10 protein-coding genes, 3 pseudogenes and 1 CRISPR repeat array are annotated in these 17007 nt (G+C 41.9%); of the genes and pseudogenes, 9 read left to right on the top strand and 4 right to left on the bottom strand.

Annotation, left to right across the window (positions count from 1 at the left end; translation table 11 throughout):
• Window positions 1-87: pseudogene (locus tag AM629_RS22585) on the top strand (RNA-guided endonuclease InsQ/TnpB family protein); the annotation flags it as partial.
• Window positions 88-145: 58 nt separating this feature from the next.
• Here the strand turns inward: AM629_RS22585 and mdtH are convergent.
• Window positions 146-1351, bottom strand: coding sequence for a multidrug efflux MFS transporter MdtH (mdtH, locus tag AM629_RS18500; protein ID WP_054480926.1), 1206 nt, complete (start codon window positions 1349-1351; stop codon window positions 146-148).
• Between the two features lie 187 nt (window positions 1352-1538).
• Between mdtH and rimJ the strand changes: the two genes are divergently transcribed.
• The 3 genes and pseudogenes from rimJ to murJ all read left to right on the top strand — a co-directional run bounded on the left by rimJ (window position 1539) and on the right by murJ (window position 8021).
• Complete coding sequence (gene rimJ / locus AM629_RS18495) at window positions 1539-2123, top strand: ribosomal protein S5-alanine N-acetyltransferase (protein WP_054480924.1); 585 nt, start codon at window positions 1539-1541, stop codon at window positions 2121-2123.
• Between the two features lie 230 nt (window positions 2124-2353).
• A CRISPR array of direct repeats spans window positions 2354-5084; the repeat unit is 28 nt; unit sequence GTGCACTGCCGTACAGGCAGCTTAGAAA.
• A gap of 90 nt (window positions 5085-5174) precedes the next feature.
• Window positions 5175-5555 (top strand): annotated as a pseudogene (locus AM629_RS18490) (hypothetical protein); the annotation flags it as partial.
• A gap of 927 nt (window positions 5556-6482) precedes the next feature.
• Entirely contained in the window at window positions 6483-8021 is a 1539-nt protein-coding gene (gene murJ, locus AM629_RS18485) for a murein biosynthesis integral membrane protein MurJ (protein ID WP_054480922.1), read from the top strand.
• 232 nt (window positions 8022-8253) lie between these two features.
• Here the strand turns inward: murJ and argS are convergent, their stop codons facing one another.
• Both argS and AM629_RS18475 read right to left on the bottom strand, forming a co-directional pair.
• A complete protein-coding gene (gene argS, locus AM629_RS18480; protein WP_054480919.1) occupies window positions 8254-9984 on the bottom strand; it encodes an arginine--tRNA ligase in 1731 nt (576 codons plus the stop codon).
• Window positions 9985-10250: 266 nt separating this feature from the next.
• The gene (locus tag AM629_RS18475; protein WP_054480917.1) at window positions 10251-10988 is read right to left on the bottom strand and encodes a cyclase family protein; all 738 of its coding nucleotides are present in this window, start codon (window positions 10986-10988) and stop codon (window positions 10251-10253) included.
• A gap of 496 nt (window positions 10989-11484) precedes the next feature.
• Here AM629_RS18475 and AM629_RS18470 point away from each other — a divergent pair, with 496 nt between their 5' ends.
• Window positions 11485-12039, top strand: coding sequence for a cytochrome b (locus AM629_RS18470; protein WP_054480914.1), 555 nt, complete (start codon window positions 11485-11487; stop codon window positions 12037-12039).
• Window positions 12040-12068: 29 nt separating this feature from the next.
• A complete protein-coding gene (locus AM629_RS18465; RefSeq protein WP_054480928.1) occupies window positions 12069-12647 on the top strand; it encodes a YceI family protein in 579 nt (192 codons plus the stop codon).
• A gap of 196 nt (window positions 12648-12843) precedes the next feature.
• On the opposite strand, the gene AM629_RS18460 is transcribed toward AM629_RS18465, so the two are convergent.
• Complete coding sequence (locus AM629_RS18460) at window positions 12844-13221, bottom strand: LecA/PA-IL family lectin (protein WP_054480913.1); 378 nt, start codon at window positions 13219-13221, stop codon at window positions 12844-12846.
• Between the two features lie 554 nt (window positions 13222-13775).
• On the opposite strand from AM629_RS18460, the pseudogene AM629_RS24770 reads away from it, so the two are divergent.
• The 3 genes and pseudogenes from AM629_RS24770 to AM629_RS18450 all read left to right on the top strand — a co-directional run.
• Window positions 13776-13868: pseudogene (locus AM629_RS24770) on the top strand (type II toxin-antitoxin system RelE/ParE family toxin); the annotation flags it as partial.
• Window positions 13869-14807: 939 nt separating this feature from the next.
• Window positions 14808-15080, top strand: a complete 273-nt coding sequence (locus AM629_RS18455) for a PAAR domain-containing protein (RefSeq protein WP_054480911.1) — start codon at window positions 14808-14810, stop codon at window positions 15078-15080.
• A gap of 11 nt (window positions 15081-15091) precedes the next feature.
• The gene (locus AM629_RS18450) at window positions 15092-16840 is read left to right on the top strand and encodes a type VI secretion system baseplate subunit TssF (RefSeq protein ID WP_054480909.1); all 1749 of its coding nucleotides are present in this window, start codon (window positions 15092-15094) and stop codon (window positions 16838-16840) included.
• Window positions 16841-17007 lie beyond the last annotated feature (167 nt).

The raw sequence follows: 17007 nt of genomic DNA, 5'->3' as shown, positions 1-17007 counted from the left end.
GGCATACAGGAATTACAGGCGGCGGGACTCGTCGTTTCTGCCCATGGAGGCCAGCGTAAATCCGTCACACAGACGGTTGCGGCCTGAGAAGTGGGAAGACTCGCCGTTTACGGCGGGGAGCAGTCACAGGGCAGATTTTACCTCATTAACTACCTTTCAGCATGGCGGATTCAATTTTACGTTGATTAAATTGACGGTGCAGAGCATATAACGTGATCAAGCCAATAATCCCAAACAGGAACCAGGGCAATTGCGGAATATTCAATGCGTGGCCGGTATCATATAACCAACCACCGCCGGTATAACCCAAGGCACCACCCAATGCCAGACCAAGACGGCTAAACCCCATATAACTACCGCGCGCGCGGGGATCGGCCAGTGAGGCACTTAATGTTTCACGGGCCGGTTCAGCGGTGATGGTACCGAGATAGAACAGGCAAATAAGGCCAAACAAAGTATTTATTTCACCAATTAAGCCTATTGGAAACATACTCAAGCTCATTAGGAAAAGCCCGGCCATTAAACGCTGTTCTAGCCGGAATCGTTTTTCGCTCCAACGGGCGATCGGATACAGTAAAGTGAGCGATAAGGTGGCTTCAATTGCGTACATCCATTTCACCGCAGCGGGTGTCCCGGCGATTTCATTGACGATAATCGGGAACATCAGCATCACTTGTACAGACAGCATAAAGTAGCCAGTCAATGTTAGTACATAAGTGAAGAAACGGCGGTCTTTAATGACGCGCCCCATACCTTCCCAAATGGGAGTGCGGGTAGTAGAAATCCGGTAGGCAGGTAGGAACCCGGCATTCCAGATAGCAGCCAGGACGAAAACTCCGGCTCCTGTCCAGCAGACAAGCTGGAAGTCATATTGTAGCAACCAGCTGCCAATCAGCGCGCCGATAACCGCTCCAGCGCTGTCTTGCATCAACAGCAGCGAGAAGAAACGGCCACGCTCGTGCGGTCGGGTTAGTTTGATGACCAGTGCGGTTCGCGGAGGATCAAATAAGGTACCGCCCAGTGCGGATAATATGCAGGAAAGCCACAATATCCACGGTTCAGTGGCTAAGGCGATTAAAGCAAAGCCAAGAGCGCGTAACAGCATCCCGGTGACGATCATCGGCTTCGCGCCAAAACGGTCTGCAATTGCGCCCCCGAAAATGCCCAAACCTTGTTGCACAAACTGACGCAAACCAAGAGCAAAACCGACAACTAATGCAGCCCAACCGAGTTGCTCAACAAAATGTATTGATATTAAAGGAAAGACAACGAAGAAGCCCAGAACAACCAGTAAATTATCGAATAGCAGGAAGTATTTTCCCAGGCTACGTGCTTGCGAAACCAGTGACATTGCTCACCATTGGGGTATTGAGAAGAGAGGATAATATAGTTCTTCTATATTCTGTACTTAATTTAATTATTAGGATAGTGATTTATGGATAATATTTTTTTATCGTAAAGTGATGACTGGAAGGTGTGTTTTACGGGTAAGTGGTTTAAATTTTTAACGGATAAATTTGTATAGTTAGGGAGAAATAATGTTTGGTTATCGTTCCACTTTACCGAAAGTTCGTCTGATAACAGATAGAATAGTGGTGCGTTTAGTGTATGAGCGGGATGCTTATCGTTTGGCGGAGTATTATTCAGAAAATCATGAATTTCTTAAACCTTGGGAACCGGGCAGAGATAAAAGCCATTGCCAACCTTCTGGTTGGATGAACCGGCTTAATTTAATTACAGAAATGCAAAGACAGAGCGCGGCTTTTCATTTTTTGCTGCTTGAACCGAATGAGAATGAAGTTATGGGGGTTGCAAACTTCAGTAACATATTGCGAGGTGCTTTCCATGCTTGTTATTTGGGATACTCTCTTGGTGAAAAATGGCAGGGAAAAGGGCTGATGTATGAAGCTTTACAGCCAGCTATTCGTTATATGCAACGTCAACAGGGGATACATCGGATTATGGCTAATTATATGCCAAATAATCATCGTAGTGGAAAATTGTTGGAACGATTAGGCTTTGAACGAGAAGGTTATGCCAGGAAATACCTGATGATCAATGGAGTCTGGCAAGATCATGTATTAACGGCATTGACGGATGAAAAATGGAGTGAAAAAAGTTGATGCTTAAGCTGTATTGCCACCAGATAAAGTGAAGCGGATTAGTAATGATGAATTAAATTACTGTTGAAAATCTGCCAGGTTCCCCGCACCTTATTTTTGACCCTTTTTTAAGAGGCGATTTTAATTTATTGATTTTCAATGGAATATTATTTCTCTTGTAAAAAAGGGTTTTTTCGTTGTTTTATTAAAATATACTTTAACTGTCAGTAAGTTAAGGTTAATATGCAACAGTGCACTGCCGTACAGGCAGCTTAGAAACCACCGCTATACGCCCGCCGGCTATCTCACATGTGCACTGCCGTACAGGCAGCTTAGAAACGATAGCTCACAAAGGGAAAGGAAGCCGTCGCGTGCACTGCCGTACAGGCAGCTTAGAAAAACTTTTGTGATGCAGCTAATACACTGCTATTGTGCACTGCCGTACAGGCAGCTTAGAAAATATACACCGATTGAGTACATAACTTTCAATCGTGCACTGCCGTACAGGCAGCTTAGAAATGCAAAATCACATGCATACAGTATTTGTTGTGGTGCACTGCCGTACAGGCAGCTTAGAAACATCGTGTATTTATTCTCGGAAATCCTGAAAGGTGCACTGCCGTACAGGCAGCTTAGAAAATTAACAAACGTATTGGTGATGACAAATGACAGTGCACTGCCGTACAGGCAGCTTAGAAACCACCCGTTTGCTATGCTTGTGTTAATTACATCAGTGCACTGCCGTACAGGCAGCTTAGAAATGGATGCCGACACCCCTGATGGTCAAATGATAGTGCACTGCCGTACAGGCAGCTTAGAAACGTAGCCGCTCTTTATTATACAGAAGGTCATGGTGCACTGCCGTACAGGCAGCTTAGAAAATCTGGAACGTAAGGTTGAGCATTCCATACTTGTGCACTGCCGTACAGGCAGCTTAGAAATCTTTATTGTTCAATGTCTCTAGTGTACGAATGTGCACTGCCGTACAGGCAGCTTAGAAAATTCAGTGCGAATCATAAGACGACCAATAACAGTGCACTGCCGTACAGGCAGCTTAGAAAGAGCGGAATACCTGTAAACGGGTGCATGCCAAGTGCACTGCCGTACAGGCAGCTTAGAAAGTCCTAAATTTCCAAAGGATCACTATGTTTAAGTGCACTGCCGTACAGGCAGCTTAGAAATCTTAAGTCAATTGTCAAGTTCGCATTAGCAAGTGCACTGCCGTACAGGCAGCTTAGAAAGGGTGTTAGCCGCAATTGCAAATACGGAAAATGTGCACTGCCGTACAGGCAGCTTAGAAATGAATCACTTTTAAATTATATTTGCATTGCAAGTGCACTGCCGTACAGGCAGCTTAGAAATGTTGCTCCTATTCTTTCGAGCTGCGTTAAAAGTGCACTGCCGTACAGGCAGCTTAGAAAGTCCTCGCGCGATTTTCTTTTTTATGATCTGCGTGCACTGCCGTACAGGCAGCTTAGAAACAAAGCTCTTTGATAAAAGAATCAACGCGAATGTGCACTGCCGTACAGGCAGCTTAGAAATATGCGTGGTGATGGGGTTGGGTTATCTCGTCGTGCACTGCCGTACAGGCAGCTTAGAAAATAATGAGAATGATAAAGCGCAAAGATTTCTTGTGCACTGCCGTACAGGCAGCTTAGAAATCACCATGGAGCAAATACATGGCTTTAACCATGTGCACTGCCGTACAGGCAGCTTAGAAACTAATGGTATAACTCAGCCTAGAAGATTAACTGTGCACTGCCGTACAGGCAGCTTAGAAAAAAGACTTAATAAGCTCACTATCTAGTTTTGTGTGCACTGCCGTACAGGCAGCTTAGAAAACTAACGGCCACGTCAGTGCATGGAGGAAATCGTGCACTGCCGTACAGGCAGCTTAGAAAAACGGCGTATATCAATCAGGGTGAAATGCTGAGTGCACTGCCGTACAGGCAGCTTAGAAAATGGAAGGTGAAAGGAAGAATCTTAGAGATGAGTGCACTGCCGTACAGGCAGCTTAGAAAGCTAGTATGTTAACGGGAAGCCAATTAGTTGTGTGCACTGCCGTACAGGCAGCTTAGAAACAATCAAACCACGGTCAAAGTGGCGGATAAAAGTGCACTGCCGTACAGGCAGCTTAGAAAACCACATTGCCGATACACCACGTCATGATCGGGGTGCACTGCCGTACAGGCAGCTTAGAAAAATGACTATATGTTTCATTCAGTCCTCTTAAAGTGCACTGCCGTACAGGCAGCTTAGAAAATTAACTTGCGAGCCACTTGTGATGGCTTAACGTGCACTGCCGTACAGGCAGCTTAGAAACGAGTTTGTCAGGGCAATGATAACAAACCCCCGTGCACTGCCGTACAGGCAGCTTAGAAATTCCGCTAATACCTTTGTACCTAACTGTTGTAGTGCACTGCCGTACAGGCAGCTTAGAAATATAGCAAAGGTATACTTCTGCTTAGAGAATTGTGCACTGCCGTACAGGCAGCTTAGAAACGAAGGCACACCAGTTAGCATCGTTACCCGGAGTGCACTGCCGTACAGGCAGCTTAGAAAATCAGCAAAGCTAGCACCTTTCAAAAAGTCACGTGCACTGCCGTACAGGCAGCTTAGAAAAAAGCGCTCAATTTCCTGAAGGAGTGTTTTGAGTGCACTGCCGTACAGGCAGCTTAGAAACAACGTGGCATGTGAATTGACGGTATCCACTTGTGCACTGCCGTACAGGCAGCTTAGAAATTTTCGCTGTGTGCCTTTGATGAGTTAAATTTGTGCACTGCCGTACAGGCAGCTTAGAAATACAGCAGAGATAGATGATTGGGATAAAAGGCGTGCACTGCCGTACAGGCAGCTTAGAAACACTGAAAACATGCGCACAACCTTGACCTGATGTGCACTGCCGTACAGGCAGCTTAGAAACAGAGGTTGGATTTAAGGTATATGCATCATACGTGCACTGCCGTACAGGTAGTTTATAAAAGTTAATGATTTATAGCGTAATGAGTTCTAGTGCATAAGCATGTGTTTATGTATACTCGCCGCGCTTATTAATAAAGTGGATGATTAGTCATGAATAATATTACCGCCTTGTCTTTGGCTGCTGTAATGTTTACTAGCGGTTGCGCTACGATTGTGGGGGATAAAACTCAGCATATTCAGGTTGATAGTAATCCATCAGGAGCCACATTCTCCATCAAAGATGAGTTAGGCAGGGTTGTTGCACAAGGGAAAACGCCTCAAGATGTGATTTTAGAGAAGTCCGACGGGAGTTATTTTGGTAAGAAAGGCTATCTGGTCTCTTTTACTAAAGAGAATTCTGAGTCTGTAACGTTACCAATTAAAGCGAGCGCTAATGGTTGGTATATTGGTGGTAATTTTATATTCGGTAGTTTAATTGGTTGGCTCTTATTTGATCCGTTTAATGGCGGGATGTATACGCTGCATCCAAAAGCAGTGATCGCTGAGCTACCTCAGACTCAGAAAGCAGTCAATGCAGAGGTAACTCAGAAACCGGTGAATGCTGGAACATCTCAGAATCAAGTAACAAATACAATTATTCTGATGTTAGACCCTAATAAGACGTTAGATCCTAATAAGATATCAGACCTTAATAAACAGGTAACCCGTTAGGTTAAGCCAGAATGTATTTGGCAGGTATATACCCGTCGTCTTTCAAGTTGCCTCTTTGTTGGCGGCACTCACTCACCCCGGTTACAGAGTTATCTATGCTCCCGGGGATTCGTTCTCTTGCCGTCGCGATCCATCTTGAAATCCATTGGGTATATGACAATAGGCCCTCTCATTTTTTGGGGGGTAATTGGTAGATTCAGACAATAAGTACAACATCGTTAATCCGAAAATAAATATGTCCGTGTTCCTTTAAATATTTCAATGAACATTTTATTATTATTGATTATGGATTTAATGAGTGCCGAGTTTCATTTCATAATGACTTGATGAGTTTTCATTTTTTGGATAATGTCAGTTAAATTGAAAATAAATATTTAGATGACTTGTTTTATGATTAATGGAATTTAATTTATATTCATGTCATTGTTTTATCATTTATTTACTATTCGCTCCAGCGATTATAAAAGTTTCTGATAAATCGACTTATTTTAATGTCTATTCAGTTCTACCCAAATCCGTGTTTTTGCTGCTATAAAAGGATGATGTTTGCGTCGAATCTGATTTGCTTTTTTTGTGTAAATTAATAATTCATTGATTTTATGATGAAATTAAATATTTCTTAAAAGGATTTTTTCACTTTACAACCATTATATTCTTTGACAATCAGCAGGTTGAAGTTAATATCTAACGGTGTACTGCTATACAGACAGTTCGGAAATCAATTAACATGATTTTGAGATAAATACGATGAGTTTATTGAAGTCGCTGGCGGCGGTCAGCTCTATGACTATGTTTTCCCGGGTGCTGGGTTTTATCCGAGATGCCATTATTGCCCGTATATTTGGCGCGGGTGCGGCCCCGGATGCCTTTTTTGTTGCATTTAAATTACCTAATCTATTGCGCCGTATATTTGCGGAAGGGGCATTTTCTCAGGCATTTGTGCCTATTTTGGCAGAATATAAAAATCAACAGGGTGATGAAGCCACCCGGACGTTTATTGCCTATGTTTCCGGTATGCTGACGCTAATTCTGGCGGTTGTCACTGTGCTGGGTATTTTAGCAGCACCGTGGGTGATTTATATTACGGCTCCGGGTTTTACTGATACCCCGGATAAGTTTATTTTGACGACAAATCTGTTAAGAATTACTTTTCCCTATATTTTCCTAATATCACTGGCTTCGTTGGCAGGGGCAATATTAAATACTTGGAACCGGTTTTCTGTGCCCGCTTTCGTCCCGACGTTGCTTAATATCAGCATGATTATATTTGCGTTGTTTGTCGCACCTTATTGCAATCCACCCGTGATGGCGTTGGGTTGGGCGGTGGTTGTCGGCGGTGTTTTGCAACTCGTCTATCAACTTCCCCACCTGAAAAAAATAGGCATGCTGGTATTGCCGCGTGTTTCTTTCCGTAACAGCGGAGTATGGCGGGTGATGCGGCAGATGGGACCCGCGATTCTTGGGGTTTCAGTCAGCCAAATTTCATTAATTATCAATACAATTTTCGCCTCATTTCTGGTATCCGGCTCTGTGTCTTGGATGTATTACGCTGACCGTTTGATGGAATTACCTTCCGGTGTGTTAGGTGTTGCTCTCGGAACGATTCTTTTGCCTTCCCTAGCGAAAAGTTTTTCCAGCGGAAATCATGAGGAGTATACTAGGCTGATGGATTGGGGACTTCGGCTCTGTTTTCTATTGGCGTTACCCTGTGCTATTGCGTTGGGTATTCTGGCAAAACCTTTGACGGTTTCTCTTTTCCAATATGGTAATTTCACTGCATTTGATGCAGAAATGACCCAGAACGCATTGATTGCTTACTGTTTTGGATTGATGGGGATAATTATTGTCAAAGTGTTGGCACCGGGCTTCTATTCCCGTCAGGATATTAAAACTCCGGTAAAAATTGCGATTGCGACTTTGATTCTGACCCAATTAATGAACCTTGTTTTTATTGGTCCATTGAAACATGCCGGGTTGGCGCTTTCTATCGGTTTGGCCGCTTGTTTTAATGCCAGTATGCTTTATTGGCAATTACGTAAACAAAATATTTTTAAGCCATTAGCAGGTTGGGGCGTTTTCTTATTTAAACTGGTTGTGGCCATTGCGGTAATGATCGCCGTATTAGCGGTGATTTTATGGTTAATGCCAGCATGGGAGCAGGGAAATATGGCAATCCGTTTGTTGAGGTTAATGATGGTGGTAATCGCCGGAGCGGGTAGTTATTTTGCTGCATTAGCTTTGATGGGATTCCGGTTGAAAGATTTCGCTCAACGCGATTTGCAATAAGTTCAGGTAGCGCTAAGTAGACAACTTAAAATAAAAGGCGTGACAATACGATATACCTGTTATCTTTCAAGTTGCCTCTTTGTTGGCTGCGTTCACTTACCCCAGTCACAGAGTTAAGTTATCTATGTGCCTGGGGATTCGCTCCCTGGCCGTCGCGATGCATCTTGAAATCTATTGGGTATATATCCCATATCACGCCAATTTCTTAGCAAAGCAATGATTGCTCTATTAATTACATCCGTTCTACTGTCTCTATGCCCAAAGTATTCAGACCTTGCTTTAATGTTTTAGCAGTCAATAGAGCCAGTTTCAGGCGGCTTTGACGTAATGCTTCACTTTCCGCATTGAGGATCTGGCAGTGTTCATAGAAGCCAGAGAACAGACCAGCCAGATCGTACAGGTAGGCACACATAACATGTGGCGTTCCTTCGCGGGCGACGGTGGTAATGGTTTCTTCAAATTGTAATAAACGGGTGGCTAACGCTTGTTCGCGATCTTCATTCAGGATAACGGGCAGTGTCAGGCTGCTTTCATCAATTTCAGCACGTTTGAAGATTGAAGCTACACGGGTGTAGGCATATTGCATATAAGGTGCAGTATTGCCCTCAAAGGCGAGCATATTATCCCAATCGAAGATGTAATCTGTGGTACGGCTCTTGGAAAGATCAGCATATTTCACCGCGCCGATACCCACAGCTTCAACGATTTCTTTTAGTTCATCTTCTGGCATATCCGGGTTCTTTTCACGGATAAGGGTATTGGCCCGTTCAATGGCTTCATCCAACAGATCAGTCAGTCTGACCGTACCACCGGCGCGGGTTTTAAATGGTTTGCCATCTTTGCCCAACATCATGCCGAACATATGGTGTTCCAGTGACACAGATTCTGGGATATAGCCTGCTTTACGGACAATAGCCCAGGCTTGCATCAAATGCTGATGTTGACGGGAGTCGATGTAGTAAAGAACGCGGTCAGCGTGCAGGGTTTCATAACGGTATTTTGCACAGGCGATATCCGTTGTGGTGTAAAGGTAACCACCATCTTTCTTCTGGATAATAACGCCCATCGGTTCACCTTCTTTATTTTTATACTCTTCAAGATAAACCACGGTTGCACCATCACTTTCTACCGCCAGTCCTTTTTGTTTTAGATCAGCGACAATACCCGGCAGCAGATCGTTGTACAGACTTTCACCCATGACAGAGTCTTTAGTCAAAGTGACATTCAGACGATCATAGGTTTGTTGATTCTGGGCCATCGTGATGTCTACTAGCTTGCGCCACATGGTACGACAATATTCATCACCGCCTTGCAGTTTTACTACATAGCCACGGGCGCGAACCGCAAACTCTTCATCTTCATCGTAGTGCTTTTTCGCTTCACGGTAGAAAGCTTCGAGGTCGGAGAGCGCCATATCGCCGGCATTTTCGTTCTGCACTTTTTCCAGATAGGCAATCAGCATACCGAATTGGGTTCCCCAGTCACCAACGTGGTTAGCGCGGATAACCTTATGACCGAGGAATTCGAGCGTACGGACAGCGGCATCACCAATAATCGTGGAACGCAGATGACCCACATGCATCTGTTTAGCGACATTGGGAGCGGAATAATCGACAACGATAGTTTGTGGCTCGACCGGGGTAACGCCCAGTTTTTCATCTTTCAGTGCCGTTTCGATATTGGCTGCAATCCATGCTTTATCAAGAAAAATGTTGATAAAACCGGGGCCAGCGATTTCAACTTTACTGGCGATACCTTGCAGATCTAGCAGGCTAACAACTTTTTCTGCCAGTTGTCGGGGGGGCATACCCACTTTTTTCGCAGCGGCCATCACGCCATTGGCCTGATAGTCACCAAATTGTGCTTTCGCGGATTGGCGGATGTGAGCTTCGCTGTCGGTTGGAGCACCGGCTGCAATCAGCGCTTGGCTGACTTTTTCTGAAAGAATCGCCTGAATATTCACCTGGTTACCTTAAATTACGAACGAGAATAGGCATATTGTAGCAAACAATACCCTATACAAAATGATTCATAAGAAAAAACGGCAGGTTTTATACCATATTCAACATATGACGTTCCACTTTACTGTTGCTTTGTGACAGTCGGCGAAGATAAAAAACGTATTTTATCGAAAAATTATGTGACCGGAGTGAGTGCTGCCAACAAAGCAGCAGCTTGAAAGATGAAGGGTATATAATGCCGTAATGAATATACGGCATTGGGGAACCATTATGGGAGTATGGCAAACGAGCGAACCGGAAAACCAGAGGCTTTCTTAGGTTTGGCCACGATATTGAAAATGACGGCACCACGCACAGGTACCTGATCCAAATTAGCCAAAAGTTCTATCTGATAGGTATCTTGTTTTAACACATAATCTTCGCTTAGCAACGCATTATTCTTTCTAAAATCTTTAGCGGCGTCGGTATCAAATGTTTCATGCCCAACGGCTTTAATATGGCGTTCTTCAAATAAAAATTTGAGGGCGTCTATTCCCCAACCCGGTGTCTGGTTATTGCCAGAATCATCTTTATTTTCCATTTTTTCCTGAGATGGCCAACGTTTACTCCAGTCAGTTCTGAGAGCAAGGAAAGTCCCCGCTTCAATAATCCCGTATTCTTCTTCAAATTTAAGAATATCTGCTTTAGAAAGTGAAAAATTAGGGTCTTGTTTTGCTCTTTCTGATTGATCAAGTACGATTAAAGGTAAAACCAGCTCTTTTAATTCTAGCTCATCAGCATAACGGGTATTGGGAACAAAATGGCAGGGCGCATCAATGTGAGTCCCATATTGGCCGGGAAAAGAAAATTGCTGAGTAAAAAAGCCATCTTTATAATCAAAAAGAGTTTTAAATTCTGCTGAATCAAACATAAAAAAACGTGGAGAGTCTTTATCGAAGCTGTGTGTCAAATCGACCCATTTTTTCGATTTTAATAAAGTAAGTGCTTGTAAGATGTTATCTGACATAAAAACCTCATTTTTGATAATTATTGATCTTATTTTTACCACTATTACATGATTAATGCTGTAAGATTTGTTGCTGTAAATAGTGATATTCCTCATGTTTTATTCACTTTTATTGTTAAAATAATCAATATACGGTATAAACGAAATTTTTTTCATCATAGCTACTTTTTTTTAGGTAATTAAATCCCTTATAAACAAAAAATTATAAAATAAACAATAGAGAATAAGATAATTGATTCGCTCATGAGTTAAAATTCAAAATCCAATATAATAAAAAGATATATATTATGTGTTTTTGGGTATCGCTATTAATGTGATTTTTCCCCTATTTCATTGTTATTTAATGTTTTTTATTCTTAAATGAGTTTTATTGATTAAAATTGAAAATCTTTTGCAAATTATTTGTTGAAATTTTTAATAAAAAAGAAATCCATATAGTTTATGATTTAATTAATCCAAAACAGCTCACCAGCATTGACCTAAAAAGGAACTACATATGCTTTGGAAGAATACTTCTAACCAATTTGGTCATTTATCCGTCCTTTTACACTGGCTGGTTGCATTGGCTGTGTATGGCATGTTTGCACTAGGATTGTGGATGGTGACATTGGGATATTACGATACGTGGTATCACAAAGCACCTGAAATTCATAAAAGCATCGGAATAGTGCTACTGATAACGATGGTTGTGCGTGTTATCTGGCGTTTTGTATCACCACTACCAAAACCATTAGCCAGTTATAGCTGTTTGACTAGGGTCAGTGCTGTTTTAATGCATATTATGTTGTACATCTTACTGTTTGGCATTTTAATTAGTGGTTATTTAATTTCGACCGCTGATGGACAACCGATTACTGTCTTTGATTGGTTTACTGTGCCAGCCACATTAATGGGTCAGGGCAAACAGGCAGATGCTGCTGGAATGATTCATCTTTACCTTGCCTGGACGGTGGTGATTTTATCGCTATTACATACTATTGCGGCGTTAAAACATCATCTTATTGATCGTGATGCAACCCTAAAGCGTATGCTGGGTTTCCGTTCTGAATAATACAAAAAATGCTTATGGAGAATAATATGTTGTTGAAGAAGACGTTACTTGGCCTGACTGCGGGTGCATTGTTACTGAATGCAAGTTCTGCATTAGCAGCCAATTATAAAATTGATATCCCAGGCCAGCACGCTTTTATTGAATTCCGCATTCAGCATTTGGGTTACAGCTGGTTATATGGGACATTTAAAGATTTTGATGGTTCTTTCACATTTGATGAGAAAAATCCGGCAGCGAATAAAGTTGATGTGACGATCAAAATAGCCAGTCTGGACACTAATCATGCTGAGCGTGATAAACATCTGCGTAGTAAAGATTACTTTAATACAGAGAAATACCCTGAAGCAAAATTCATTTCAACTGCAGTGAAAAAAGAAGGGGAGAAATATATTGTTACAGGTGATCTGACTTTAAACGGTGTGACAAAGCCAGTGGTACTGAATGCAAAACTGATGGGTGAAGGTAAAGATCCGTGGGGTGGTTACCGCGCAGGTTTTGAAGCTTATGGCAAAATCAAACTGAAAGACTTTAATTTCCAAAAAGATTTGGGGCCTAAATCACAGGAAGCGGATTTATTAATTTCTCTCGAAGGTGTTCGGGAGAAATAATATTCTGATGACTTAATTCGCTAGTGCAATTTATTAATGGCTGCGCATTGCGTGGCCTGTTTTATTGGTAGGAAAAACCTTATTTTTAGTTGATATCATAGATTGTGGGATGCCATCTGCCAAGTGAAATGATGTAACTTTTCACTTGGCATTATATCAATGAGAGAATGTTTATTATTTTATTGTTAATACATATTTACACTATTTCTTGTAGAGGGGAGTATTTAGATTCTATTATGACCTCGACTTGGAATTCACGTGAGTTATTACCATAATTACCCGTTGTGTCATTGAATAAAAGTATTAATTCGCCATCTACAGGAACTGTTTTATGAAGTATTCCATTGCCAATTTTAAACTTTCTGTTGGCAATTTTAGCGACGAGCGTAGCTATTGATGGCGGTTGTGGATTATTAGGTACAGGGCCATCAGGTGATGCCCATTCAGTATCACCAAGGCCATATTTCACCCATCCATGAGCAACAACAGAGATTGTATCTCCTTGTTTGAGAATAATCCCTGTGGATGTACCGTTTATAGCGTTAGCTAGAACATTCCCTGACCAATTGTACATAGTATTGTCTCCGAAATTATATTTTATAGAAATAATTTAGTCAAAGATTTTTATATATTTGACTAAAGGAAAATTTATATTTTTATGATTGAAGCAACAATGAAAAAAATCATGGATTGTGATCTGCGTTAATAACAATAATAATTTTCAGAGAGATGGTTAATTTGGTGTTATAATTGTTTTTTCATTTTTGTTTTTTTTATGAAATCTTAATTTCAAATTGAATAATAAACTTTGTTATGATTTTTCATTTTAAATGACTTCCCAGATTCTTTAGAATAAAAGAATAAGATTCCTTTTTTTAATTTCCTAATCTAATATGCTAGAAAATCAGAATTGTCATTAATTCCAATTCTTTGCAAAAATTGTGTAAAATAAAATGATTACACCCAATAGATTTCAATTTGCAGCGCGGCGGCAAGTAAACGCAGCCAACAAAGCAGCAACTTGAAGGATGAAGGGTATAGAGTAAATTAAATTATTGATAGGTAGTATTTCTTGCCTAGAACAGATTACATACGGAATTATCTCACATATAAATGGACGTTTCACACATCAGATTGCTGTTGATTTATAAAAAGGGTATACAGGATTCTCTGAGTGAATCAGAGAAGAAAATCCTGAGAGACTTAAATCAGAGGTGGTAAAGATGGATAGTAAATGGTTTGCCAGGTTGACTGAAAGCATGACACAAATGAATGAGATCATTAATGGTGAATGTGTGCCTAATCATCCCAAGCGTTTTTTTATTTCTATACGACTTAATTCCAGTTTTTTTATGAGTGAAATAGGATAATGAGAATTTATTGGTATTTGGATCACTAAGACATTTCTATTCCTAACAGAAAATCAGTTAACACCGGAGTATACTGAGTTAGATAATATCGAGAATGTCTCCGGTATTTAATGCAGACTAAGTTATTAATCAAACGATTAGTTGAAAGATTAAATAGATGATGTCATTGGTCGCTGTGATAAATAGTAATAGCGATATTTTTAATTAAAAATTAATAATTTGAATATCTGGCTTCATAGCCATTTAGTGAAAAATAAGTCAATGCCAGACGGTTTTATATATCGTGGATCGTCCTATATGGGAAAGGGATTATCTTTAGTATCTCGTCTTTCGGAGTTTAATGATAACTCAGCCCCTGTTGAATTTGTCACACATTCTTACACACTGACTTTCCGTGAGTAAAAAAAATATAAAATTTTCTTGCTATTTGATGATAGTTTAATAATTATACTTTAGGTTTCGTCATATGAACAATATGAAGGAAACTTTCAATCCCGTTCCCTTTGCTCAAAGGGATTAATTGATGGGGATATATACCCAATAGATTTCAATTTGCAGCGCAGTGGCAAGTGAACGCATCTCCAGGAGCATAGATAACTCTGTGACTGGGGTAAGTGAAAGCAGCCAACAAAGCAGCAACTTGAAGGATAAAGGGTATATTTTATCTTCCTGTCGTTCAATGCACCATGACTCATGGCGTAAGCGGTGCTTTTTGCCTTGATAATAGGATTTTTACTATCTTATTTCTTTGGTGACGCAATCAATCCTTTTCATTTCTGGCGGGATATCTATGTTGAAAAATATCATACGACAAGGTGACAAAACGTCTCACGGTGGTTCTGTATTAATTGGTGATGAGAGTTTTCTGGTTTTGGGCAAAGGTGTGGCGCGGATTAACGATCCGGTGTCCTGTCCAACGTGTGGCGGGTATCAAACTATTGTTGAAGGGACTTCGACGACAGTCGGAACCAATCAACAAGGGCTCGCTCTGGAGGGTATGAAAACTTCTTGTGGGGCGACTTTGATCGCCTCACAAACATTGTGTCAGATAAAAATCATGTAGGAGAGTGCGTGATGAATAGAAGACTATCGCTTTTCCTGCAAGAACTGAGCTATATGCGGCAACTGGCGCAGGAAGTCGCAAAAGAAAGCCCACATCTGGCGGATTTTTTATCTGAAGGGGCCGGTGATCCGGGGGTTGAGCGATTAATACAGGGCTTTGCACTGCTCGCTTCCCGCGTCCGCTATAAAATTGAAGATGATTTTCCTGAATATTGGTTAGGGATGATGATGCGTATTTGGCCGCAAGCATTGCGTCCGTTACCACCAACGAGTCTCGTTCAGTTTTCATCGACTGGGGAAAATCACTTAGGCGCGACAACTCTGCCGGCGGGGACACCGGTTTTTGCTGGCGAAGGTGAACAGAAAATGCGTTTTGAAACCTGTTGTCCCCTGCATATCGAACCGCTGACGGTGATTAACCGGCAATTAAACACAACGGCAGAGTACAGTGAGATAACGTTAACGCTGTGTTATTCGGGCAATACCTCGGAATGGCGAAGCCGGCCACTGCATTTCTTTTTAGGCCGTGATCGTGAACAGGCGGCGCAATTAGCCTTATGGCTCGACTTTTATCTCTGTGATATCAAGTTACGGACGCAGGGTGAAACCATCAAGTTGCGTAACAGCTACCCGGTATCGGCGTTGTGGGGGACAGAACGGCAGGTTTTCATTCTTCCGACCAAGGAAAACTTGCCATCTTCCATTCTGCAACTGATGACAGAATACTATTATCTGCCTCATGTCCATGATTTTGTGACCATTGATATCAAGCAGAATCATCCGTCAGTAAAATTGAATGCAGATCGGACATTTGAGCTGATTTTGCGGTTTGAAGGCAATCTGGAGCTGACTGATATTACCCAAACCTTCTTGTTGGATTGTGTACCGGTCAGGCACTTGGAGCCGATGACCAGTGTGGAAATCCCGGTAAACAAGGGGAAAAACGATTATAAAATCCCATTAGAGCCGACTCAACAGCTGTTCAGCCTTGATCACGTTTATACATTGACTGAGCCGAAGTTGGAACGCGGACAGCCATACTGCTATTTGCCTATCGAAAAAATTACGCCAACGGCCCATTTCCAGCCGGATGCTGAGTTTCTTTACTATTATCAATTGAATACGGACTGCGATATTTTGCAGCATACCCAACATCAGCTTCACTTTTTTGATTGTTATGGTCAGCCGGCGAATAACCTGCTGCCGCAATCCATTTTTTGTCAATTTACCGGTTATCATTCTCAGGCTGTTGATCTCGATATTGGTGAGATTAATCGGTCGGGAGAAAACGCTACGGGGTTGAAAGTCAGTAATATCACCCCGGTTTCTGCCTGCTATCCACCGATGATAGAGAAAAAGTCGAGCTGGTCACTCATTTCCTACTTTGCTGGCTCGCCCTGGATAATATTTAACACTCTTTCGTTACAAGACTTTCTGAAGATATTTGATTTTTCTCCAGATCAGGTATTAAGCCGGCGTATTCAGGCACATATAAACGGCATCGTCCAACTGGAGAACATCCCGATGGATCGTTTGGATAAGGGCGTTCCAGTGCGGGGTCACCAGCTTATCCTGACCCTGAACCCGGATTGTTATGTCAATCAGGGGGAGATGTATCAGTTCAGTCTGGTGGTAATGCGTCTGATGACATCCTTCATCAGCATGGGCGCTTTTCTGATGATGAAAGTGATTGATGCTCGGACGGGGGAAGTCTTGTGGGACTTTCAGGACATGATGTTTGGGCTGCGCGCCTATATGTAATGTTAAAAGAAGGAAATCATATCGATGAGCAAATTAGGTCCACTCGATCATATTGACTGTAAAAACATTCTGAAACACTGGATAGAATTCCAATTGGTGGATGAGCAAGGCAAGCCGATTGTGAATATGCCTTACCGGTTGAGAAGTCGGGGAAATCCGCGAGATGA

It is taken from the genome of Photorhabdus heterorhabditis, assembly GCF_001280945.1.
GTDB lineage: Bacteria > Pseudomonadota > Gammaproteobacteria > Enterobacterales > Enterobacteriaceae > Photorhabdus > Photorhabdus heterorhabditis.
The sequence above is the reverse complement of the archived record's forward strand: the minus strand, read 5'-3'. Positions and strand labels throughout refer to the sequence as shown.